This is a genomic window from Luteibacter sp. 1214 (assembly GCF_031455395.1).
Taxonomy (GTDB): Bacteria; Pseudomonadota; Gammaproteobacteria; order Xanthomonadales; family Rhodanobacteraceae; genus Luteibacter; species Luteibacter mycovicinus.
On sequence record NZ_JAVDSQ010000001.1, the window covers coordinates 351,790 to 373,440 of the forward strand.

At 64.5% G+C, this 21,651-nt stretch carries 21 protein-coding genes; 15 read left to right on the forward strand and 6 right to left on the reverse strand.

The genetic code is table 11. From position 1 onward, the window contains the following. Positions 1 to 18: 18 nt before the first annotated feature. The 4 genes from cyoB to J2X57_RS01585 all read right to left on the reverse strand — a co-directional run bounded on the left by cyoB (position 19) and on the right by J2X57_RS01585 (position 4,156). Positions 19 to 2,019 (reverse strand): cytochrome o ubiquinol oxidase subunit I, encoded by a 2,001-nt coding sequence (gene cyoB / locus J2X57_RS01570; RefSeq protein WP_309862970.1) that lies wholly within the window; start codon positions 2,017 to 2,019, stop codon positions 19 to 21. 82 nt (positions 2,020 to 2,101) lie between these two features. Beyond that, positions 2,102 to 3,118, reverse strand: coding sequence for a ubiquinol oxidase subunit II (cyoA, locus tag J2X57_RS01575; RefSeq protein WP_309862972.1), 1,017 nt, complete (start codon positions 3,116 to 3,118; stop codon positions 2,102 to 2,104). A gap of 116 nt (positions 3,119 to 3,234) precedes the next feature. Continuing rightward, complete coding sequence (locus tag J2X57_RS01580) at positions 3,235 to 3,825, reverse strand: hypothetical protein (RefSeq protein ID WP_309862975.1); 591 nt, start codon at positions 3,823 to 3,825, stop codon at positions 3,235 to 3,237. A 139-nt stretch (positions 3,826 to 3,964) separates the two neighbouring features. Beyond that, entirely contained in the window at positions 3,965 to 4,156 is a 192-nt protein-coding gene (locus J2X57_RS01585) for a hypothetical protein (protein ID WP_309862977.1), read from the reverse strand. 619 nt (positions 4,157 to 4,775) lie between these two features. On the opposite strand from J2X57_RS01585, the gene J2X57_RS01590 reads away from it, so the two are divergent. The 5 genes from J2X57_RS01590 (at position 4,776) to J2X57_RS01610 (ending at position 8,315) form a co-directional block, all read left to right on the forward strand. Then, positions 4,776 to 5,306: an AAA family ATPase gene (locus tag J2X57_RS01590; RefSeq protein ID WP_309862978.1), complete on the forward strand. Its 531-nt coding sequence runs from the start codon at positions 4,776 to 4,778 to the stop codon at positions 5,304 to 5,306. Positions 5,307 to 5,339: 33 nt separating this feature from the next. Continuing rightward, a complete protein-coding gene (locus J2X57_RS01595) occupies positions 5,340 to 5,864 on the forward strand; it encodes a GNAT family N-acetyltransferase (RefSeq protein ID WP_309862981.1) in 525 nt (174 codons plus the stop codon). A 149-nt stretch (positions 5,865 to 6,013) separates the two neighbouring features. Next, positions 6,014 to 7,576 (forward strand): SDR family NAD(P)-dependent oxidoreductase, encoded by a 1,563-nt coding sequence (locus J2X57_RS01600; protein ID WP_036113161.1) that lies wholly within the window; start codon positions 6,014 to 6,016, stop codon positions 7,574 to 7,576. Between the two features lie 200 nt (positions 7,577 to 7,776). Beyond that, positions 7,777 to 8,049 (forward strand): type II toxin-antitoxin system prevent-host-death family antitoxin, encoded by a 273-nt coding sequence (locus tag J2X57_RS01605; RefSeq protein ID WP_036113164.1) that lies wholly within the window; start codon positions 7,777 to 7,779, stop codon positions 8,047 to 8,049. After that, positions 8,049 to 8,315, forward strand: coding sequence for a Txe/YoeB family addiction module toxin (locus J2X57_RS01610; RefSeq protein WP_036113167.1), 267 nt, complete (start codon positions 8,049 to 8,051; stop codon positions 8,313 to 8,315). Before J2X57_RS01605 ends, J2X57_RS01610 begins: the two co-directional genes overlap by 1 nt. A 9-nt stretch (positions 8,316 to 8,324) precedes the next feature. On the opposite strand, the gene J2X57_RS01615 is transcribed toward J2X57_RS01610, so the two are convergent. After that, complete coding sequence (locus J2X57_RS01615) at positions 8,325 to 9,011, reverse strand: hypothetical protein (protein ID WP_309862987.1); 687 nt, start codon at positions 9,009 to 9,011, stop codon at positions 8,325 to 8,327. 113 nt (positions 9,012 to 9,124) lie between these two features. Here J2X57_RS01615 and J2X57_RS01620 point away from each other — a divergent pair, with 113 nt between their 5' ends. Genes J2X57_RS01620 through J2X57_RS01655 form a run of 8 tightly spaced genes read left to right on the forward strand, consistent with a single transcriptional unit; the run spans position 9,125 to position 17,972 of the window. Further along, entirely contained in the window at positions 9,125 to 10,705 is a 1,581-nt protein-coding gene (locus tag J2X57_RS01620; protein WP_036113170.1) for a MoxR family ATPase, read from the forward strand. Between the two features lies 1 nt (position 10,706). Continuing rightward, a complete protein-coding gene (locus tag J2X57_RS01625; RefSeq protein ID WP_308845753.1) occupies positions 10,707 to 11,696 on the forward strand; it encodes a hypothetical protein in 990 nt (329 codons plus the stop codon). Then, positions 11,693 to 13,492 carry a hypothetical protein gene (locus tag J2X57_RS01630; protein WP_308845754.1) on the forward strand — a complete coding sequence of 600 codons (1,800 nt, stop codon included), beginning with the start codon at positions 11,693 to 11,695 and terminating at the stop codon, positions 13,490 to 13,492. The genes J2X57_RS01625 and J2X57_RS01630 overlap by 4 nt, the downstream gene beginning before the upstream one ends. Then, on the forward strand, positions 13,489 to 14,445 hold the full coding sequence (locus J2X57_RS01635; protein ID WP_308845755.1) for a radical SAM protein: 957 nt from the start codon (positions 13,489 to 13,491) through the stop codon (positions 14,443 to 14,445). The genes J2X57_RS01630 and J2X57_RS01635 overlap by 4 nt, the downstream gene beginning before the upstream one ends. Next, entirely contained in the window at positions 14,442 to 15,029 is a 588-nt protein-coding gene (locus J2X57_RS01640; RefSeq protein WP_036113183.1) for a hypothetical protein, read from the forward strand. Before J2X57_RS01635 ends, J2X57_RS01640 begins: the two co-directional genes overlap by 4 nt. After that, positions 15,026 to 16,375: an AMP-binding protein gene (locus tag J2X57_RS01645; protein ID WP_309863003.1), complete on the forward strand. Its 1,350-nt coding sequence runs from the start codon at positions 15,026 to 15,028 to the stop codon at positions 16,373 to 16,375. Before J2X57_RS01640 ends, J2X57_RS01645 begins: the two co-directional genes overlap by 4 nt. Next, positions 16,372 to 16,941 (forward strand): nicotinamide riboside transporter PnuC, encoded by a 570-nt coding sequence (pnuC, locus tag J2X57_RS01650; RefSeq protein WP_309863007.1) that lies wholly within the window; start codon positions 16,372 to 16,374, stop codon positions 16,939 to 16,941. Before J2X57_RS01645 ends, pnuC begins: the two co-directional genes overlap by 4 nt. Continuing rightward, positions 16,938 to 17,972, forward strand: coding sequence for an AAA family ATPase (locus J2X57_RS01655; RefSeq protein ID WP_309863011.1), 1,035 nt, complete (start codon positions 16,938 to 16,940; stop codon positions 17,970 to 17,972). Before pnuC ends, J2X57_RS01655 begins: the two co-directional genes overlap by 4 nt. Here J2X57_RS01655 and J2X57_RS01660 read toward each other — a convergent pair. Next, a complete protein-coding gene (locus J2X57_RS01660) occupies positions 17,969 to 19,447 on the reverse strand; it encodes a SulP family inorganic anion transporter (protein WP_309863014.1) in 1,479 nt (492 codons plus the stop codon). The genes J2X57_RS01655 and J2X57_RS01660 overlap by 4 nt on opposite strands. 296 nt (positions 19,448 to 19,743) lie before the next feature. Between J2X57_RS01660 and J2X57_RS01665 the strand changes: the two genes are divergently transcribed. Then, entirely contained in the window at positions 19,744 to 19,908 is a 165-nt protein-coding gene (locus tag J2X57_RS01665) for a hypothetical protein (RefSeq protein WP_156108729.1), read from the forward strand. Positions 19,909 to 19,992: 84 nt separating this feature from the next. Continuing rightward, positions 19,993 to 21,618 carry an asparagine synthase-related protein gene (locus J2X57_RS01670; RefSeq protein WP_309863018.1) on the forward strand — a complete coding sequence of 542 codons (1,626 nt, stop codon included), beginning with the start codon at positions 19,993 to 19,995 and terminating at the stop codon, positions 21,616 to 21,618. Positions 21,619 to 21,651 lie beyond the last annotated feature (33 nt).

A 21,651-nucleotide genomic window follows, 5' to 3' on the forward strand; every position in this document is an offset into this window, starting at 1 on the left:
GCTACGTTGCTGCTCATATCAGGCTCCCGTGGCCAGTGAACGCGTGCGCGCGTCTTCCGTCACGGCGATCTCGTGCCCGGGAATGAAGTAGTCGCGGCGATAGTTGAAAGTGTGCAGGATCGAGACCAGCACGATGCCGATGAAGCTGATCGCGGCAAGCCACCAGATGTACCAGACCATGCCGAAGCCCAGGGTCAGGCTCAATGCGGCCACATAGACGCCGACACCCGTATTGCGCGGCATATGCACCGGATTGAAGCCCGTGGTCGGGCGGACATAACCGTTTTCCTTCATGTCGTGCCAGGCGTCGAGGTCGTGCACGACCGGCTGGAAGGCGAAGTTGTAGGCCGGCGGCGGCGACGAGGTCGACCACTCGAGCGTGCGGGCATTCCATGGATCGCCGGTAACGTCGGCCAATGCCTTGCGCTTCACGATACCCATGACGATGCTCATGACGAAGCCGAGGATGCCGATCAGGATGATGACCGCACCGATGGCCGCGACGACGAAGTAGGGGCGCAGCGAGACATCGTCCAGGTGGTGCACGCGACGCGGCACGCCCATCAGGCCGACGATGTAGATCGGCGTCCAGGCCACCCAGTAACCGACCACCCAGCCCCAGAAGGCGACCTTGCCCCAGAACTCGTCCATCCGGAAACCGAAGGCCTTGGGGAACCAGTACGTCATGCCGGCGAAGAGGCCGAACACCACGCCGCCGATGATCGTGTTGTGGAAGTGGGCGACGAGGAACAGCGAGTTGTGCAGCACGAAGTCCGCCGGCGGCACGGCCAGCAGCACGCCGGTCATGCCACCGACCACGAAGGTCAGCATGAACGCGACCACCCACATCATCGGCAGCTCGAAGCGGATCTCGCCGCGATACATGGTGAACAGCCAGTTGAACACCTTGGCGCCGGTCGGGATGGCGATGATCATCGTCGCGATACCGAAGAACGAGTTCACCGACGCGCCGGAGCCCATGGTGAAGAAGTGGTGCAGCCAGACAAGGTACGAAAGCAGCGTGATGACCACGGTGGCGTAGACCATCGAGGAGTAGCCGAACAGCCGCTTGCCGGTGAACGTGGAGGTGATCTCGGAGTAGATGCCGAAAGCGGGCAGGATCAGGACGTACACCTCCGGGTGACCCCAGATCCAGACCATGTTCCAGTACATCATCGGGCTGCCGCCCAGCTCGTTCGTGAAGAACTGCGTGCCGGCATAGCGATCCAGGATCAGCAGGAAGAACGCCGCGGTGAGTGCCGGGAAGATCGCGATCGCCAGGATGTTGCTGCACAGCGCGGTCCAGGTGAACACCGGCATCTTCATCAGGGTCATGCCGGGGGCACGCATCTTGATGATGGTCGCCACCATGTTGATCGCGGACAGCGTCGTACCGACACCCGCTATCTCAAGGGACCACAGGTAGTAGTCGACACCGGAGTCGGGGCTGTACTGCAGCTCGGCCAGCGGGGCATACGACAACCAGCCGGTGCGCGCGAACTCGCCCACGAAGAGCGAGATCATCGTCAGCACCGCGCCGGCAGCGGTCAGCCAGAAGCTGAGGTTGTTGAGATACGGAAACGCCACGTCGCGCGCGCCGATCTGCAGAGGCATCACGAAGTTGATGATGCCTACCACCAGCGGGATCGCCACGAAGAAGATCATGATCGTGCCGTGCGCGGTGAAGATCTGGTCGTAGTGACTGGCAGGCAGGTAGCCCTGGTTGGCGCCGAAGGCGACCGCCTGCTGGGCGCGCATCATCAGCGCGTCGGAAAACCCGCGCAACAGCATGATGATGCCGAGGATGACGTACATGATGCCGATCTTCTTGTGATCGACGCTGGTGAGCCACTCACGCCAGAGCCAGCCCCATCGGCCGAGCCAGGTGAGCGCGGCGACGACGACGAGGCCCAGCACCGCGACACCGATGAAGGTACCGATCAGGATGGGCTCGTGGAGTGGAAGGGAATCGAGCGATAACCGCCCGAGTGGTGCCTTGAGAAAGCCTTGGTCTAGCATGGTCGGCCCGGGGTTCAGGCCCGCGGCCCACACGAGGCGGCCGGGGCGGAGAGGAAGAAGGGGTGTCGGCGCGAGGTTTCGCTCAGGGGCTGCCGTGTGGCATGGCGTCGTGGGGCATGTCGTCATGCATCGACGCATCGCTGGCGGCGGCCCTGGGTGCCTGGTAGCGACCCTGGTCGGCGGCGCGGTCCAGCGCCATGACATCGGCGATGCAGGGCGTGCCCGGCTTGACGCAGCGGTTGACCGCCCGGTTGAAGATGTCGGCCTCGACGGTGGCGAAGTGCATCACCGGCACCTTTTCGCTGGGCTCGTCGAGCGTAAGGTAACGTTCGGTCGACAAGGACTCGCCGGCGGACCTGACCTTGCTCACCCAGGCGTCGAAGCCCGCCTGACCCACCCCGTGCAGCATGAAACGCATGTCCGAGTAGCCTGCGCCGGTGTAATTGCCGGAGTAGCCCCAGGTGTCGCCCGGTTCATTGAGCACCGCGTGCAGCATCGACTTCATGCCCGGCATGGCGTAGATCATGCCGGCCATCGTGGGCGCGTAGAACGTGTTCATCTGGCTGGTCGCGGTGATCGAGAAGCGCACCGGCACATCCACGGGCAGCTCGAGTTCGTTCACCGTCGCGATGCCCTGCTCGGGGTAGATGAACAGCCACTTCCAGTCCATGGCCACAACCTGGATATCCAGCGGCTTCATGTCTTTGGGAAGGGGCTTGGTCGCCGAGATCCGGTCCAGCGGACGGAAGGGATCGAGCAGGTGCGTGCTCGTCCAGGTGATGACGCCAAGGCAGGCGATGATGAGGAGAGGGATGGTCCACACGACCAGTTCGATCCGGGTCGAGTGCGTGAAGTGGGGGTCGTATGCCTTGTGATTGCGACCTTTGCGGTAGCGCAGCGCGAAGATGACCGTGAGTGCCATGACCGGCAGGATCACCAGAAGCATCATGCCCGTGGCGACAAGGATGAGGTTGCGTTCCTGTATGGCTATGTCGCCGGTGGGATCCATCACCACCATTTTGCAGCCGCTCAGAAGGATGAGCGGCACCGCGACTAGTGCACTACGGGCCCAGTGGGCTAAGGGGGTTCTCGGGGTCATGGCGGAACGATAGGGCGGCAATTGCCGATCGATCCTGACCTGGGTCAATTTTGGCTGCGATGCCCGGTTGCGTGCCGACAGCGAACGCGTTTCGACGACATCGGGCCTGCCAGCCGTTACTTGCCGGTCAGGCTCTTCGTGCCGTCGTACACGTAACCCGCTGCCTCGAGCGTGAGGAAAGAAAGGCTGGCCCTGGGCCCGGGTTTGATACCGGCCTGGATGTCCTCGGCCTGGCTGGTGAGCGCCGTCAACTCGGTGGCCGGTGCGGTAAAGGCCACGCCCAGTCGCTGCAGGGCCTGCATCTGTGCGATGGACGGATGATCGGCGCCGTTGTGCAGGCGGCGGTAAGCATCGTTCGTCAGGGCTAGTTCGGTGTAAGCACCGTGCAGCACCACGACGATCGACCGATGTGTCGCGTCAGTGCCATATGCGGTGTATTCCGCGATCAGATCGCTGAGACCACGCAGGCCGGGGTTCAGACCGAACATCGCGTCTTGCGGCATATTCATGTCGAACACGAGCTTATAGACCGTCCCTGGAACCGGGCGGCCGGGGGCATCGTGAACTTCACGGATAGCGCCATCGATCGCAGGTGTCGCCGCCATTGTCGAAGTCACGATCAGGGTCAGCACAACAAGTAAAACACGCATCGTCAGAGTGAGACGCTGCCGACGCCCGACACCTTCGTAAGTAAGTTCCTGAGACATCTGATGTTCCCGCAGAGATTCGTGGCCGCATTATGCGCCGCCACGAAGCGACGAAACGTCCGAAAGCGACTGATCCGCCAGTCGTGAAAGCAGGCCCGCGAATCCATGTCCGGCACGCACCGCCAGTCATCGCTACGCGTCAGTGGCGCGGCGGCTCGCTGGACGCCTTCAACGCTGCCACCGTGTCCTCAACCTGACGGCTTGTCGCGTAGACCTTTTTCACCAGCGCGTCGTATTCGACCCGCCCGGGCTCGTCTGCCACAGGGTGGGCATCGAGAAAGATCGCCAGATTTTCGATGGCGTTGTCCAGCGCCAGCCCTTCGTCGCGCACGGGGTCGGACTAGCTTCGGGTTTGTTCGACTTCGGCCATCCATTGGCTGATCAAGTCCCGCCGCCCACGTCGAACAGAACACGTATCGAAAGCCGACGGATGTCACGCGCTGGACCAGCCCGCCACCGATGACGACGCTGAGTACGGTCAGCATGATCCTACGAGTCGCCGCGCCGGTATCATGGCTCAGGAGCGCGAACCAGGTGATCGCAGCGGACCAGCAGAGCATGACGACGAAGACGCCAATGAACCAGGCAACCGGCATCTCGCGACGCGGGCGGGAGGGCGACTCGCTCGCGGGCTCCGGCGTCTGTACCCATGCGGGTGGCGAATACACCGGCGTCGCGTGTGCGCCTTCCTTAGTGAGTGAAGCTGGGTCGACCCCGCGCTCGACCAGTTCGTCATACAGGGCACGCTCAGCCCAGTCGACGCGCTGGTCGCGGACCCATGCGCGCGCGAGTTCCGGTGTGTCCAGTCGGGACAGCCGCTCCCGGGCCCCGAGATATGCCTTTCAGTCGTCCATGAGGTGTGCTCCCCCGAGTCACGTCATCGGCCCCTGTGCCGTGAGGTGATTATGCCTCGCGGAAACCCGGGAGCGAAACTCGTGACAGACACACTCTTGAGCCTCTCTGCTCTCGGCCCGCGCATCTGCATCCTCGGCCCGTCGAACAGCGGTAAGTCGACGCTGGCTGACGCGATCGGGCGTAAGGCCGGCCTGCAGGTGGTGCATCTCGATCAGCTTCACCACATGCCGGGCACACACTGGATGCCAAGGCCGACAGAGGAGTTTCATGCGCTGCATGACGGGGCAATCATGCAGGATCGCTGGGTGATCGAGGGTAACTACTCCTCGTGCATGCCGTCGCGCTTTGCCCGTGCCTCCGGGGTGATTCTTCTCGATGTGTCGACGGTCAGGAGTCTCGGGCGTTACCTCCGTCGTACGTGGTTCGAACGCGGTCGTATCGGTGGCCTGGAGAATGCGGGCGAACGGGTCACTTGGGAGATGATTCGGTATATCGCGTTTTCGAGTTCCGGAAAGCGGAAAAACTATGCCGCTCTTGTTGAGAGACTGATGCTCCCATGTGTCTTCGCCTCGTCGAGTGCTGCCATCCATAGGCTCTACACTGCATGGTCTTTGGAACGCCGCTAGTGTCGAGCGTCCACGTCCAAAGGAAGCCTGTACATGCCGCCCGCATTCACCGTCTCCGTTCCGCGCCTGCAAACCGACCGCCTGACGCTCCGGGAATATCGCCCCGCTGATTTCGACGCCTTCGCGGCCCACCTTGCCGACCCCGAAAGCATGAGCCACCTGACCGTGCGGGACCGTGCGTCGTCGTGGCGGATATTCGGCTCGCATGCAGGCCTGTGGCTGCTGGCAGGAGCCGGCTGGTGGGCTATCGAGTCACGAGAGACCGGCGAACTGGTCGGAAACGTCGGCGCCTTCTTCCGCGACGGATCGAAGGTCATGGAGGTTGGTTGGAACACGTACCGTGAGGCATGGGGCAAGGGCTTCGCTAGCGAAGCCGCCGCGTGTGCACTGGCTTATGCGTTCGACGTTCGTCGTGAGCCCAAAGTACACGCCATTATTTCGCCGTCCAACGTCTCTTCCATCAAGGTCGCCCAACGTATCGGTCTAGTCGATGAGGGAGAGGTCGCGTTCGAGGGCAAGCTGGAAAGGAGCTACGCGCGCTACCGCGAGTCGGCATGACGCGCAGGGCGGAGCAGGGGTTCTTCACGGCAGAAATCCCACAACCGGCCTGGAAACCGTCAAAATAGGCGGTCCGTCGCCTGCGATGCCATCTTCCGGCACGCCCCTCTGCGCGGATTTATTCGTTACGGAACAAGATCTTGACCACTATGACACCCCCGGCCGGTGAGGCCGACAGCGCGCTGCTGGAGCGTTTGCGCGCCGCCGCGCAACTGCTTGAGTCGATTGCCGCCGACCGTCTGCTGCTGGAAGGACTCCCCGCCGACGATCGTCAGCGCCTGTTGCAGGCTGTGGCGCAGGTCTATCATCCCGACCCCGCCGAGCGCCGGGTCCGGCTGAAGGCGGCCCAGAAAGCCCGGCACGCGTCGAAGATCCAGGCCGAGGATGCGGTGCTCAACAATACGGGCATCCGCGCGCTGCGCCGGAAGCCGGTGTTCACGACGCCGAACGTCTTCGCGCCCGAGGGCTTCGAGGCCAATGACATCCCACCCGATGTAGATGCCGCGCAGCCGCGCGAGTCGATCGAGCCGAAACATTGCTACGTCTGCAAGAAGAAGTACTCGTCGATCCATTTCTTCTACGATCAGCTTTGCCCGGATTGCGCCGCCTTCAATTACACCAAGCGCACCGAGCTGGTCGACCTGCGCGGTCGCGTCGCGTTGCTGACCGGTGGCCGTGTGAAAATCGGCTATCAGGCGGGCCTCAAGCTGCTGCGCGCCGGTGCGGAGCTGATCGTGACTACGCGTTTCCCACGCGATTCGGCGGCTCGCTATGCCGAAGAGCCGGACTTTGCCGAGTGGGGTCATCGCCTGCAGGTATATGGCCTCGACCTGCGCCACACGCCCAGCGTGGAAGCTTTCTGCCAGGAACTCGTCGCGACGCGCCCACGGCTCGACTTCATCATCAATAACGCGTGCCAGACCGTGCGTCGCCCGCCGGACTTCTATGCGCACATGATGGACGGCGAGCGCGCCGCCCTGCACGACACGCCCGAGCACGTACGCAAGCTGGTCGGTCATTACGAAGGCCTGCGCGGCACCCACATCCTGCCTGAGGCCGGTGTGGCGGCGAATGCGCTGGCGGATCGGAACGGCGGCCTCTCCGGGCTGACCCGCGCCGCCGAGCTATCCCAGCTTCCGCTGCTGCCCGAAGAGCTGCTGGCCCAGAGCCATCTGTTCCCGGAAGGCAGGCTGGACCAGGACCTCCAGCAGATCGATCTGCGTGAGCGCAATTCGTGGCGGTTGCTGATGGCGGAGGTGTCGTCGGTGGAGTTGCTGGAGGTGCAGCTGGTCAACGCCATCGCGCCCTTCATCATCAACGCTCGCCTCAAGCCGCTGATGATGCGCACGCCGGAACGCGATAAGCACATCGTCAACGTGTCGGCGATGGAGGGGCAGTTCTATCGGAACTTCAAGACCACGCGCCATCCGCATACGAATATGGCAAAGGCCGCGCTCAACATGATGACGCGCACCTCGGCGACCGATTACCACAACGACGGTATTCACATGAATAGCGTGGATACCGGCTGGGTGACGGATGAGGATCCGGCGGGTCTCGCGGCGAAGAAGGTACTGGAAGAGCGGTTCCATCCGCCGCTGGATATCGTCGATGGTGCCGCGCGGATCGTCGATCCGATCATCAGCGGGATCAACACGGGCGAGCATGTGTGGGGGCAGTTCCTGAAGGACTACCGCCCGACCGACTGGTGACCTGCGGCCAGTCGGGTTCAATTCAGCTCAAAAACGAATCGTAATTCATTGATAATAAGCACGATTCAACCCTGCGATTCAGACTCCAGAAGCTTGCTACGTCTGGGGTTATCGTCTAGACTTAACATGTGCAAGGTCCTGTACAAGTCTTTGTTGGGGCCGAGGACACATACAAAGGTTTAGAAGGACAGGAGAACCCAATGCGCGTGGTCAGTTTTTCGGACGCCCGTAACAACCTCAAGGACGTATTGGATACCGTAGCAAGCGACTGCTCTATTACGGTCATTCATCGTCGTGACCATGAGGACGCCGTAGTCATGTCTCTCGCTGACTACAACTCGATGGCAGACACCATTCACTTGCTTAGTAACAAAGCAAACCGCGATCACCTTGCCAAATCAATCGCCCAGTTCAAGGCGGGCAGGTCGAAAAAACGAGAGCTGATTGAAGAGGATCACCAGGAGACCGCCTGATGGCGCGAAGTGTCAAGTTCACGGATGAAGCCTGGAAGGATTACCAGGACTGGGCTGAAGACAAGAAGACTCTGAAAAAGATTAATTCGCTTATCAAGGATGCGCAGAGAACGCCCAATGAAGGACTGGGTAACCCACATGAGTTGAGCGGCGACCTTGCAGGCTTCTGGTCCAGGTCAATCAACAAGAAGGATCGTCTCGTATACGCCTTCGACGACCTTTGCATCGATGTCGTCAGCTGTAAGTTCCATTACGGCGACCACTGACTCGGCGAATCAGATCGCGTCGTCCACCGACGGCGTCTCCACGGTGCCCTTGACCGGCAAGGGCACCAGTGCCCACGGCAACATCGCCTGCGTCAGCGGACCGATGCACAGCGCGAACAGCACGGTCCCGATACCGAACAGGCCGACGCCGCCCAGCAGCAGGCCAGCGAACAGTACGGTGACCTCGAGTCCGGTACGGACCAGTCGAAGCGACAGCCCGGTCACACGATGCAGACCCGTCATCAGGCCATCGCGCGGGCCACGCCCCAGCTGGGCGCCGATGTACAACGCGGAACCCAGCCCGCACAGGAAAATTCCGCCGACCGTGAGGGCGAAGCGCGCCCACAATGCGTCTGGCGACCTGAGCAGATCCAGCGCGATGCCCGCCACCGTTCCAATCGTCACCGAATTGGCGAGCGTGCCCAGGCCAGGTATTTCGCGTAGCGGGATCCAGAACAGCAACACGACGAATGACACACCCACGACGACCCAGCCGAAGCTTACCGGAAGATGCTGGGTAATGCCGATGTGGAGTGCATCCCACGGGGCCTGGCCGAGGTTGCCGCGAATCATCATGGCCGTCGACAGACCGTACAGCGACAGCCCGACCATCAGCTGCACGAGGCGTCGAACGAGTTTCCCGGCGCGTAGCTGTTCCACGGGGCCTTGCTGGTTGAGCGGGGCGATGGTCTTCATGCGTTCATCGTGCCCGTGATTGGCATCGCTGGAAATAGCCGCTTCCGCGCACCGGCGATGCGGCCGTCGCAGACAATGGGTTATGATCGCGACCTTGACGACCGGAGGATCGCGTGTCGCCGTTCAACTTATTCCAAAGGGTTTCGCGGGCACCGACCAACCCCCGCGCGGAGCAGGCGCCACGGGCGTTCGACGTGGCCGAGTTGTACGAGGGACCGGTGCAACTCACGACGGATACTGCGGAGTCGGCGGTCCGCCTCGATGAAAAGCTGCGCCAGGCATATTTCTGGATCGTCAACAACGCGATCATCAGCCCGCACTACGATATCGAATACCACGACGGCCCCTCGGCATCGTTTCCGGTGGGCGACACCCGGCGCCCCTTGGTCCTTCCATCGGCTCAGAGCTATTCGAGCTATGTACTGCTGCCGCTGCTGACGTTCGCCACCCGGCGAAAATGCCTCTTCATCGGAGGGCCGGGACGCGGAAAGACCGCCAGCGCCATCCTCATGGGCGTTCTGGCGGGCTACCCGGTGCGCGAGGTCCGCCGGGCCATGCAGCACGGGCATCCGCAGATGACCATCGCCGACCTGCTGGGCAATCCGCTGCCGGCCGACCTGGTTGCCGCGCAGGACATGGGCGACATCCGCATCGCATGGCGAAAGTGGCTCTCGATGCGCGTGAAGATCATCGATGAGTACAACCGCATTCCCACCCGCACCCAGAGTGCCCTGCTCACGGTCATGGGGGACAACTACGCGGAGGTGCTCAACCACGTCTACGAGTGCCCGGACTCGGCCTGGTACCTCACGGCCAATGACGATCGCGGCGGCGGTACGTACCAGGTCATCGAGGCGCTGCGCGATCGTATCGACGTGGTCGTCCAGGCACTCGCGTTCAATCCGCGCTTTCTCGACGAGATGCTCCTGCGCATCGAGGAGAACATCCACCCCGAGGAAGTGATGCCGCGCGACATCATCTTCACCGAGGCGGAAGCGGACCGCATGGTGGAAGAGATTCGCGGGATCGACGTTCCGCACGACGTGCGTCGGCGCATCGAATTCTTCTGCAGCCAGTTCGAGCTGATGGAAGGCGCGGGCGCGCAGTTCGAGTACCTGACCAAGGACACGGTTCGCCTGGCCGGCATCGACTGGGCCCAGGTGGTGGCCGCGGACAGTGGACGCGACCGTCTGAAGGATCTCGGCTGCCAGACGCTCAACGGTCTGTCCGTGCGGAACCTCATGACGATCCTGGTGTTCGCCAAGGCACTGGCCTATTTCAGGGGGCAGACGGTTGTGGCCCTGGACGACGTGCGACAGGTGCTGCCGTTCGTGCTCAACGACAAACTGCAGCCCGATCCGGATGCGCCATTCTTCGCGCTGCCCGAGAACGCGGCCTACCGGACCGACCGTGTGAGCTGGCTGCGCTGGCTGCTGGACGCCTCCAACGCCGAGTACGATCGCCTCGATCTCGATCGCAACGATCCGGTGGGGGATCTGTCCGCGGAGTTTGCCAGGGGACTCGACGGCCTGAGCGAGCGCGATACGCGCTCACGCATCGTGCGTATCGAACGGCTCGTGGAAGAGCGCGTCAAGGGGCGCAAACTCTACGGCCACCTCTATGACGACTTGTTGAAGCTGAAGTACCTGCATCAGCGATACACCAATTACCTGCACTGGCAGCAGGCGCGCTAAGGTGGTCTCGGCTCTTCTGGCCAACGTGCTGGCCGCGCGCCGCCCGTTGCTCAATCAACGGGTCGCCGAGGCCCGGCACCGGACGCCGGGGATGGACCTTCCGGCCTTCCGCGCGTTCGTTTCGGACACGCTCGATCCCATGTGCGTCGACCTGGGCAGCGTCGATGAGCAGGCGACGGTAGCGATCATCGAGGCTGCCTTCGGCATCGGCCTGGATCTGGTGGCACAGGGTCTGGCCGGACCCGGCGCAAGGCAGCCGTGGATCGACCGCGCCTGGCGGGAGCTCGCCTTGCCGATGCGACACCTGCTGACGACGGCACCGGCGGACACACTCGGTACGGTGAGCAATGCGGTGGTGCGACTCGGCGGCGTGCCGGGTATCGACGTCGGCCGATGGATTTCGGACCTGGCCACGCTCGCGCCGCGCTGCGCGACGCTGGAGGCACTGCGCACGGTCGGTGCCCTTTGCGCCTGGCGAGCCGGCATGGCACACCTGCGGGTTGCGGCGCTGGATCAGGCCGGCCGCATCGATCCGTCGCTCGCGGCGGCAGCCGTGGGCGCGCCCGATCAGGCCTGGACCGACCTCGAACCGCGTTTGCGCGCCGATCGATGGTGGCACCCGGAACACGGCGTGGCCTCTCAGGGACGAACGGTGGGCGGGTTTACGGGTTTTGGCGGACCGTTCGCCGAGCCGCCGGTCGCACGCGCCACCGCTGACGGCTTCGTCGTGCAAAGTGGTGAGCGCTGGTTTCTCGTGGTATGCGACGCCTTCGGTGCTGTGGTCCTTCCGGCGACCGCGGCGGAGTTCACGCAGGCGGACGTTGGGTCCGTGAAAACGCTTCCGATCACGCCACGCGGGGTCAACGTCACGGGGCGCGACGTAGCGGTGCGGATACCCGGCGAAAGCGCCTCGGCGGCGCTGGGCCGGCACAGCGCCGCCTTGTTCTCGCCGTTGACGCATTATCTCCACGTGCTGCCGGTGTCCGCGTGAGCGCCCCCTTGCCGGCCGACGATCCGCTGGCCGTCTGGCGAGCGGCGTGGCCCCGGGCGCTGGCTGTCTGGAGTCGCTTCACCCGGCTGCAGGACCCACGTCTCTGTGGCACGCGTGCCGAGGCGTCGAAGGAAGGCCTGCAAGGCAGCTTCGCCATGATCCGGCTGGTCGATCAGCGCGTGGTGATCGATCTGGAAGAAGTCTCCCGGCTGAGCCTTCACGACTACGCTCTCGAAATTCTCGCCCATGAAATTGGGCACCATGTGTTGTCTCCGGCCACGGCGACCGACCACGCGCGCCTCCTGGCCCGCATCCGGCGCGCACTGCCGACGCTCGAAGCGCAGGCGCCGATGGTGGCCAATCTCTATGCCGACCTGCTCATCAACGACCGCTTGCAGCGGCAGGAAGGGCTGCGCATGGCGGATATCTACCGACGCCTCGCGGCGAGCGACACGGGAGGAGGGCGGTCGTCCGTATGGATGCTGTACATGGGCATCTATGAACAGCTCTGGCAGCTGAGCGCGGGCTCGCTCGGCGGTCCGGTCGACGACGATGCCATGAAAGGCGACGCGTGGCTCGGCGCGCGCGTGGTACGTAACTACGCCGGTGACTGGCTCGACGGGTCCACGCGATTCGCCGCCCTGCTGCTGCCGTACCTCGTCGAATCCACGAGCGATACACGGATCGAAGCACTGATGGACACACGGCATGCCGGCCTCGGCAGCCACCCGTCCGGCCTGGATCGCCTGGACAGCGACGAACTCGCGCCCGTCATGCATCCGGCACTGGATCCGCGCGTGACGGGAGACGCGCCTCCGGCACTGGGGCCTCCGCACGAAGGCCAGGCCGCTACGGTGTCGACCGCGGCCGAACATGCCGGTGACGGTGCGCAAGCACGCGAGCCGTTCGAGTATGGTGAGATATTGCGTGCGGCGGGCCTCCAGCTCACCGACCACGACATCGCGGTGCGATATTACCGGGAACGTGCGTTGCCTCACCTGATCCGCTTCCCGGTGCGGCCACAGCCCGAGTCGATGGAGCCGCAGCCCGAGGGTCTCGAGCCCTGGGATCTCGGCGATCCGTTCGACACGATCGACTGGATGCAGACCGTGATGCAATCGCCCCGGGTCATTCCGGGACTCACCACGGTACAGCGGACCTACGGACTCGCACCAGGACGCGAACAGGGCAGTGAGCCTGTCGACCTGGACCTGTACGTCGACAGTTCCGGTTCCATGCCCAATCCTCAGACGCATACCTCATACCTTGCGCTCGCCGGTGCCGTCATCGCGCTATCCGCGCTGCGAGCGGGGTCGCGCGTGCAGGTTACCCTGTGGAGCGGCACGCAACAGGAGATGCATACCGAGGGATTCGTCCGCTCGGAGGACGCGATCCTTCACGTGCTCACCGGTTTTTTCGGCGGCGCCACCGCCTTTCCGATCCACCGGCTTCGTGGCACCTACGAAACGCGTACCCCACGCGATCGCGCCGTGCACATACTCCACTTGTCCGACGATGGCATCACCACGATGTTCGCCAACGACGAGCGGGGCAACAGCGGTTGGCACATCGCGGCCCACGCGCTCAGCGCAGCCCGCGCCGGCGGAACCATGGCACTGAATCTCTACAGTCCGCTACCCGACCATGTCGCCGACAAGGCCGCCACGGGCTGGACGGCCGACCTGCTGCGGGCGCGATCGGAAGGCTGGAGCATTCACGTGGTACGCGACATGGCGCAGTTGCTGACCTTCGCGCGCGACTTCAGCCAGCGCCACTACGGACGGATGGGCGCATGATCGTGCTCTGGCGGGTGACCACCCTTTGCAACCTTGCCTGCGGCTTCTGCGCCTACGACCGGCGCGTTTCCGTCCCCCGGATCCACGTCGATGCCGCCGAGGTGGAACGCCTGGCTTCGCTTCTTGGCCAGTGGGGAGCGATCAGCGGGGAGGATGTCTTGCTGAGCTGGCTCGGCGGTGAGCCATTGCTCTGGCCGGGTGTCCTGGATCTATCGCGACGGCTGCGCGAAGCACACGGCATTCGTGTGAGCGTCACCACCAACGGTACGACACTCGGGAGCAAGGGCGCTGCGCAGGCGCTGGCGGCGGCATTCGACGAAATCACGGTCAGCGTGGACGCCCTCGAGGGCGATCACGAACGCTTACGTGGATGGCCCGGCGGCTGGCTGAAGCTGGCGGACGGTGTTCGGCGCTTGCGGGACGCGAGCGGCTCACCGCGGCTCCGCGCGAACGTCGTGTTGATGCGCGACAACCTGGCTTCGTTTCCGACGCTCTGTGAGCGACTGGCGGACTGGGGTATCGATGAAATCACCTTCAATCAGCTTGGCGGACGCGACCGGCCGGACTTCTTTCCTCAGCATTCGCTCGGCGTCGACGATGTCACGACCCTGCGGCATCGGCTGCCGGAGCTGGTTCAGCGCATGAGCGAGCGTGGTGTGCGGCTGTGCGCGAGCGACGCTTACCTCGATCGCTTCGCGGCGACGGCGTCGGGGCGCGCGGTGCCGGTGACGGATTGCGAGTCACTTCGCCCCACGTTGTTCATCGACGAGCACGGCCGCATCGCTCCCTGCAGTTTCACGCTCGACACGTACGGTATTCCCACACGCGATGTGCTCACCGTGGACGACGTGAGCCACCTCCGCGAGCGCCTCGCCGCGGGACGGCGGGCTCGCGCCGCCTCGGTCTGCGCGGATTGTCCGTCCACCCAGGTGTTCGCCAAGTTCGGTACATGAGTATGAGCAACGGTCTCCCCCTCGAATGGCTTCTGCGGCGCCTGATCGACGTGCCGTCTGACTTTCTCGATCCGCCGCGGCGAGGCAGGGAAGGGCGCGTGCATGTGGCTGCCGTCGTCAATGACATGCTGACGCGCCACGGTGAGACGACGCCACCCGCCTTGCTTGCGACCCTCTCGGGGGATCTGGTGGGGGTGAGTGCGGCGCAGCTCACGCTTTCCGCGGTACTGGCCTGGCTTCTGGCCGACGAGCGCTGGCTGGCGGCCGGCGCCGTGCCTTCTGCCATGCCGGCCCTGTTCACCGACGCCATTCCCGCGTTGGCGGCCGAGGCGGACGCGGCGCGCTACGTCTTCGAGGCCGACCGTCGCGAAGAGCTTGTGCGCACCGTATTGGCACGGCTGGCATTGCTGCCCGAGGGCGAGACGGCCCATCAGGCGGCGGACCGGCTCGCCAGCGTCAGTGGCGTCGAACGCCGCCGCCTGCTCGAGGCAAGCCGTGCCGCCGAAGAGCGGGCACGAGCCATCCGTGAGGCACTGGCCGCGAAAGCGGCCGCCGAATCCGCGGACAAGTGGACACGCGAGTGAGTTGTGAGCCCACCGATGCGGACCGGTATCCGACATTGTCCGACGCGGGGCGCGCCGTGCTGATGTATATGACCGAGCATCCGCATGCACCGGTGTTCCGCAACCGGAGTGGCAATCGCCTCTTGCACGAAGAAGTCGAGGGGCTGCGCGACTATGAGCGCAATGAAGGTCAGGCGCCGTTCGCGTGGTCGCCGGGTGTGACGCCACCCTGGCTGGGCGCTTTCGTCGCCCACGTCCACGCCGAGGTACCGTATTACCGCAGCCGAGGCCTGCCGCCTTCGTTCGACCGCATCGCCACCGTGGACCGCGGCGATCTCGCTGCCGACGTCGCCCGTTTCGTGCCCGATTCCGTTTCGCTGGACCGACTCATCAACTTTCGAACGACGGGGACGACGGGACACCCCCTGGTCCTGCCATCGCATCCGGTGGTGGCCGGGCGCTACCTGGCCTATCACAAGCGAGCGCTGCGACGGGCCGGAATCACCCTGCGGCAAGGTCGCGGCGACGTCGGGGTGATGCTGCTCGGCATGCAACGCACGTGCTTCACCTATGTGTCCGTCACACCGTCGATGGACGAGTCCGGGCTGGCCAAGATCAATCTTCACCCGGATGACTGGCGTGACGCGGGCGATCGTGCGCGGTACATCGACGCCATGCGGCCCGAAGTCATCGCCGGCGATCCCATTTCTTTCGCCGAGCTGCTTCGACTGCCTGTGCGGCACCGGCCGACAGCGTTGCTGTCGGTCTCGATGGCCTTGTCGCCGTCGCTGGCTGCCGCACTTCAGGAGCGTTTTGCGTGCCCCGTGCTGGATATCTACTCGATGAACGAGGCCGGGCCACTCGCGGTCTACGACGAGGCGCTTGGCGGGCATCTTCTTCTGCAGCCCGGGATGTTCGTCGAGGTCGTCGACGCGTTCGGTCGACCTGTGGCGCCCGGTGAGACCGGTGAAATCACGCTTACCGGCGGCTTCAATTTCTGCCTCCCGCTCCTGCGTTACCGCACCGGCGATCACGGCGCACTCGTGGCGAGCGACGAGGGTCCGGTGATCGCCCGGCTGCACGGACGTCAGCCCGTGCGTTACCAGACCGCCAGCGGGTCATGGGTGAACAACATCGACCTGACCCATGCGCTGCTGGCGTATCCGCTGTCGCGTTATACGGTGCATCAGTACGCCGATCGACGCGTTCTGCTGCGACTGGCACCCGGTGACGTCGTGCATGCAGATGAAGCTTCCGCGAGCCTCGCCAGCGCATTGCACGGTGCCGAGGTGACGGTCGTCCCGCTCGCCGGCGACGACAAAGTGCTGCAATACACCACCGATGTGCCGGAAGGACTGACGCGATGACGTTACTGGAAGGGGCGGCCAACACACTGGCTACCTTGTCGATTCTTCTTGCCGGCAGGAACAGCGTACATACGTGGTGGACCGGCATGGCGGGCTGTTCGTTGTTCGCCGTGTTGTTCTGGCAGACGAGGCTTTACGCCGACGTCCTGCTGCAGGTGTTTTTCGTCGTCGCCAGCATCGTGGGGTGGTGGCACTGGAGCCGGCGGGGTGCCGAGGGTGACGGTAACGTGCATCGGACCGGAGCGATCGCTCTGGCGTGGATGACGCTTGCGGCGGCGATCGCTACGGTGGGTTACGGCACGTTGCTGCATCGGTTCACCGACGCATACGCGCCGTTTGCCGACTCCTTCGTGCTGGCTGTGTCGGTGCTCGCCCAGCTGCTGCTCATGCGCCGGCGTATCGAGACCTGGCCGGTCTGGCTACTGGTGAACACCGTCGCGGTGCCGCTTTACGCCTCGCGTGGTCTGACCGTCACCGCGGTGCTTTACGCCGCGTACTGGGTCAATGCCCTGGTCGCGTGGCGACACTGGGTGCGCCTTTCCCGGACGGAGGCCTCGCCCGCGTGACCCGGTATGCGCGGGGACTGATCGTGGGCAAGTTCTGCCCACTGCATCGCGGCCATCAATATCTGATCGAGCGGGCGCGCTCCCTGTGCGAGCAGCTGGTGATTCTGAGCTACACCCGGCCCGAATTTCCAGGCTGCGAGCCCGCCCGGCGTGAGCGCTGGCTGGCCGACCTGTACCCGGATGCGATCCGCTGTGTGCTGGACGACGTCCGGCTTGCGGTAGCGTGCCGCCAGCGCGGGCTACCTGCGGTCTCGCTTCCCGACAACGATGCGGCGGATGCCGTGCAGCGCCGGTTCGTTGCCTGGGTCCTGCGGCACCTGATGGACACGGTGGTCGATGCCGTTTTCACCAGCGAGGACTATGGCGATGGGTTCGCCTCGGCGCTTTCGGCGGAGCAGCGTGCGCATGGCGGACCTGCCGTCGCTCATGTCATGGTCGACCCGCAGCGCGTGGCTGTGCCCGTGTCTGGTACGGTGATCCGTGACGATGTGCACGCGGCACGCCACTATCTGTCCCCCGCGGTCTACAGGGACTTCGTGCGTCGTGTGGCGATTATCGGCGGCGAGTCCACCGGAAAGTCGACGCTCGCGGCACAGCTGGCGGCAGCCAAGGGCACCGTCCACGCCGCGGAATACGGGCGAGAGTTATGGGAAGCGAAGCACGGCGCGCTGGTGCACGACGACATGCTGCACATCGCGCGCACCCAGATCGTCCGTGAGGAAACGCTGGTGGCCCAGGCGAACCGCTATCTGATCTGCGATACGACGCCGCTGACGACGGCGCTATACGCGGAGGTCATGTTCGACGCGGTGGCTGACGAACTCGACGCGTTGTCGCGACGCGCGTATGACCTCGTCTTCCTTTGCTCGCCGGATGTGCCGTTCGTACAGGACGGCACGCGGCGGGATGAAGCCTTCCGACAATGGCAGCACGAATGGTACGTGCGCGAACTCAAGGCTCGTAACGTGGCTTACCGGCTTCTGACCGGATCGTGGGAAGCGCGCCTGTCCGTGGCGCGAGCCCTGCTCTAACGGGCGTCATCCGCGGTTCCGTGTGCCTCGGCACCGCCCACACGCATCAGCAAGGCCTCGCAGGCGTCGTTCATCCGCGTGACCCGCAGTTGCTTGCCCTGCTGCGCGTAACGGCGCCGCAGCGCTTCGATGGCCTCGACGGCGGAGTGATCGTCCAGAAGCGCCCCGGAGCAATCCAGCTCGACATATGCCGGATCGTTTTCCACGTCGAACATGGTCTGCAATCGTGCCGTGGCCGCAAAATACAACGTGCCATGAAGCCGGTAACGACGACCTCCATGGGGCAAGGCCTCGCGCGTCACGCTGAGACGGTCCGCATGTTTCCAAGCGAAGGCGATCGCGGCGATCAGCACGCCGCAGAGAACGGCCGTGGCGAGGTTTGCCAGCACTGTGATGACGGTCACCGCGACGATCGTCAGCGCATCGGCCACCGGCAGCCGGCGCAGCAAAGGCAGGCTGCCCCAGGCGAAGGTCTTCTGCGCCACCACCAGCATGACACCCAGCAGAGCGGCCAGCGGAATGCGCTCGATCAGCGGCGACAGAAACAGGACGAAGCACATCACCAGCACGCCCGCGGTGATGCCGGACAAGCGGGTGCGCCCGCCCGAGGTCAGGTTGATCATGGTCTGGCCGATCATGGCGCAGCCGCCCATGCCACCGAACAGGCCGGAGACGACGTTTGCGGCGCCGAGCGCGATGCATTCGCGATTGGGCTGGCCTTCGGTCGCCGTGATCTCATCGACCAGATTCAGCGTCAGCAGCGTTTCGAGCAGGCCGACCATGGCCATCACGAGCGCATAGGGAAAGACGATTCTGAGGGTGTCCAGCGTCAGCGGTACCTGCGGCCAGTGGAGGACAGGCAGCCCACCCTTGATGGAGGCGATGTCGCCCACGTCGCGCGTGTGCAGACCGAACACCTGCACGAGCAGGCTGACGATCACGATCGATGCCAGCGCCGAGGGCAGGACCCGCGTGAGCTTCGGCAGGACATAAACGACAAGCATGGCGACCAGCGCCAGTCCCAGCATCAGATAGAGCGCGCTGCCGCTGAGCCAGCCGCCGCCGGGCGCATGCAGGTGCTCCAGCTGCGAGCTGGCGATCACGATGGCCAGTCCGTTGACGAAGCCCAGCATGACCGGATGCGGGATCATGCGTACCAGCTTGCCCAGGCGGAGCAGGCCGAACAGAAGCTGGATCAGGCCACCGAGAAGCACCGTGAGCAGGAAGTACTCACTGCCGTGCTGAACGACGAGGGCGATGATCACGACCGCCATCGAGCCGGCCGCGCCGGAGATCATGCCGGGACGGCCACCGAAGGCCGCCGTCAGCGCCGCGATGATCGCCGCGCCGTACAGACCCATGAGGGGATTGAGGTGCGCCACCAGTGCGAAAGCCATGGCTTCGGGCACGAGCGCGAACGCGGTGGTGAGTCCGGCCAGAACGTTCTGGCGGACGGAAGGCAAAGAGCGGGTCATGCGGTTTTCCTGTGTGGCACACGCCTGAGGCGGCGCGAATCATCCCGGCCATGCCTGCGGCACGGCACATCGCTGAAGCGTGGGCGTCAGGTCAGGGTGGCGTAAGCGACACGAGGGAATACACGGCTGGCGGACTCGAAAAGACGGCTCAACCCGCAACCTTGCCATGTTGCGTCGCGTCAATCAAGGCGCGATTCCTGCCGATACCGCGTAGTCGTGACCGGTGGCGACTACGAATGGCTGTGCTAGCTTCGTTGGGCCGCATCAGGCGGCCCCCTCAACTTCGGAGCGTTATCATGGATAAGCGCGACCAGCCGACGCAAAACGTCAATCCCTTCGGTGTCCAGATGGATGCCCCGATGCCTGCCGGCATCACGTCTAAGAAGTGGGCACCGAAGATCGACGATGTCGGCGATATCGGCCGGATCGGCTCCACGCACAGCGGTGGCGATTGGGGCTGAGTGTCCGGGCGTTATTTCGATCCGCCGTATATCACCGAAGCCGTCTCGTCACCGAGGCGGCTTTTTTCGTGAAGGAGCTTGCCAGTGATCAAGGCTGAGATGGCGCTGGCCGACCTGTCGTTCGCCCCTGTCATGCATGAGGCACGCCTTACTCTGGGCTCGAGCTACCTCGTTCCTCATAGCCATCCCATGCTGGAGACACGCCTGGTGCGGATGCCGGGTCGATGGTTTCTGGTTGTCAGAGAGCGCATGGCCACGTCAGGCAGCGACGAGCCAGAACCCGCCACTGTCGTCGACGCACAGGATGACGCGACGTATGACGCCCTGCATCGGGACTGTCTGCTCTGGCCGCTCGACTACGTGCTGATCGAGGCGGCACAGGCGGGACACCGTCTGCGTATCCGTGCGGGCGTGCTCGGCACGGCCCCCGTGTATTGCAGGGTGACCGACGACCGTGTCAGCGTCTCGTGGGACTCGGCGGATTTCGCCCGCGGGCCCGCGGTGATCGATACGGAGGTGGCGGTTCATCAGCTGGTCCTTCGTACGACCTATGCGGCACGGCAGCTGTACACGGGCGTGGTTCTGCTGACCGAGCGCGCGTCGCTGTTTGTCGAGCCGGGCGGCGCGCGGTATCGCTATCCGGAGGCTGTCGAGGATACGGTGCCCGTCGATGACGACGGGAAGGACACGCTGCCGACATTCGCCGCCGCCGTGGAGCGAGCCGTCTCACTGCGTCCGTGGCTCGAAGGGAGCGTGTCCCTCGAGCTCAGTGGCGGAATGGACTCGGCGACGGTCGCGGCAGCACTCGCGAGCCTGCACCGGAACATCGACAGCAAGGGCATCCTGCTCGACGGCGAGGTACGTGCTCCGCAGGTAAGGCGACGCCGGCAGATCGCGGATCGCCTCGGTCTGGCCGATCACACCGTCGACATCAGCGCTTATCCGCCCAGTCTCGATCTGGACACGCCGCGGGAGACTTACGGCTTCTGCCGTGAGTTCTATCTGGAAGCGTGTTCGGCGCTCTGGTCCTCGGCCCGCGACAAAGGACGCCACACCCTGTTTACCGGTGTCGGCGGCGACGAGCTGTTTCCCGCCTACCTCGACGAGATCTCCGCCGAAGCGGCGAAGGGCCCCCTCTGGGGGCGCGACGCCCGCAGCTATGCGGAAGGACTGCTGACGACGCGTGCGCAGGCGGTCGCACGTAGCCGGCCGCTCTTCGACGCGCCCGCCAGTCCGGTACCCGTGACATCGTTGCTGGCCAATGCGTGCCGCTCTCCGGATCTGTTGAAGCACGGGCAGTGGCCGGTTCATCCGCTGAGCGATCCTCAGCTTGCCTATCTGTGTCACCGGCTGCCGCGGAGCAGCCGCGAGGGCAGGGAAGTCATGCGGCGCTACCTCGAGAGCCGACTGGGGGGCGATGTCTTTCCGAAGGGTTATCTCAAGGAAACGTTCGCCCATGTGTTGCCGGCCCTCGTCGCGCGGCATGCCGACCGCCTTCTTGCGCAGCTGCGGGAGTGCGCACTGGCGGACCTCGGGCTGATCGACCGGGACGCTGTCGCGCGCCTGGTCCGGCATGTCGCTGCGACGCTGTCTCACCCGGCAACGTCCGCGCTCGCCTCGTTCCTCTGGCTGGAACGATGCGTGCGGCAGGCGAGCGCTGCCGGTTTCCATAGCGGGGCGGGTCCGGGAGCCGCTACCTACGGTACATAACGGTCGGCCGCGTGGCGCGATCGGATTTGGCAG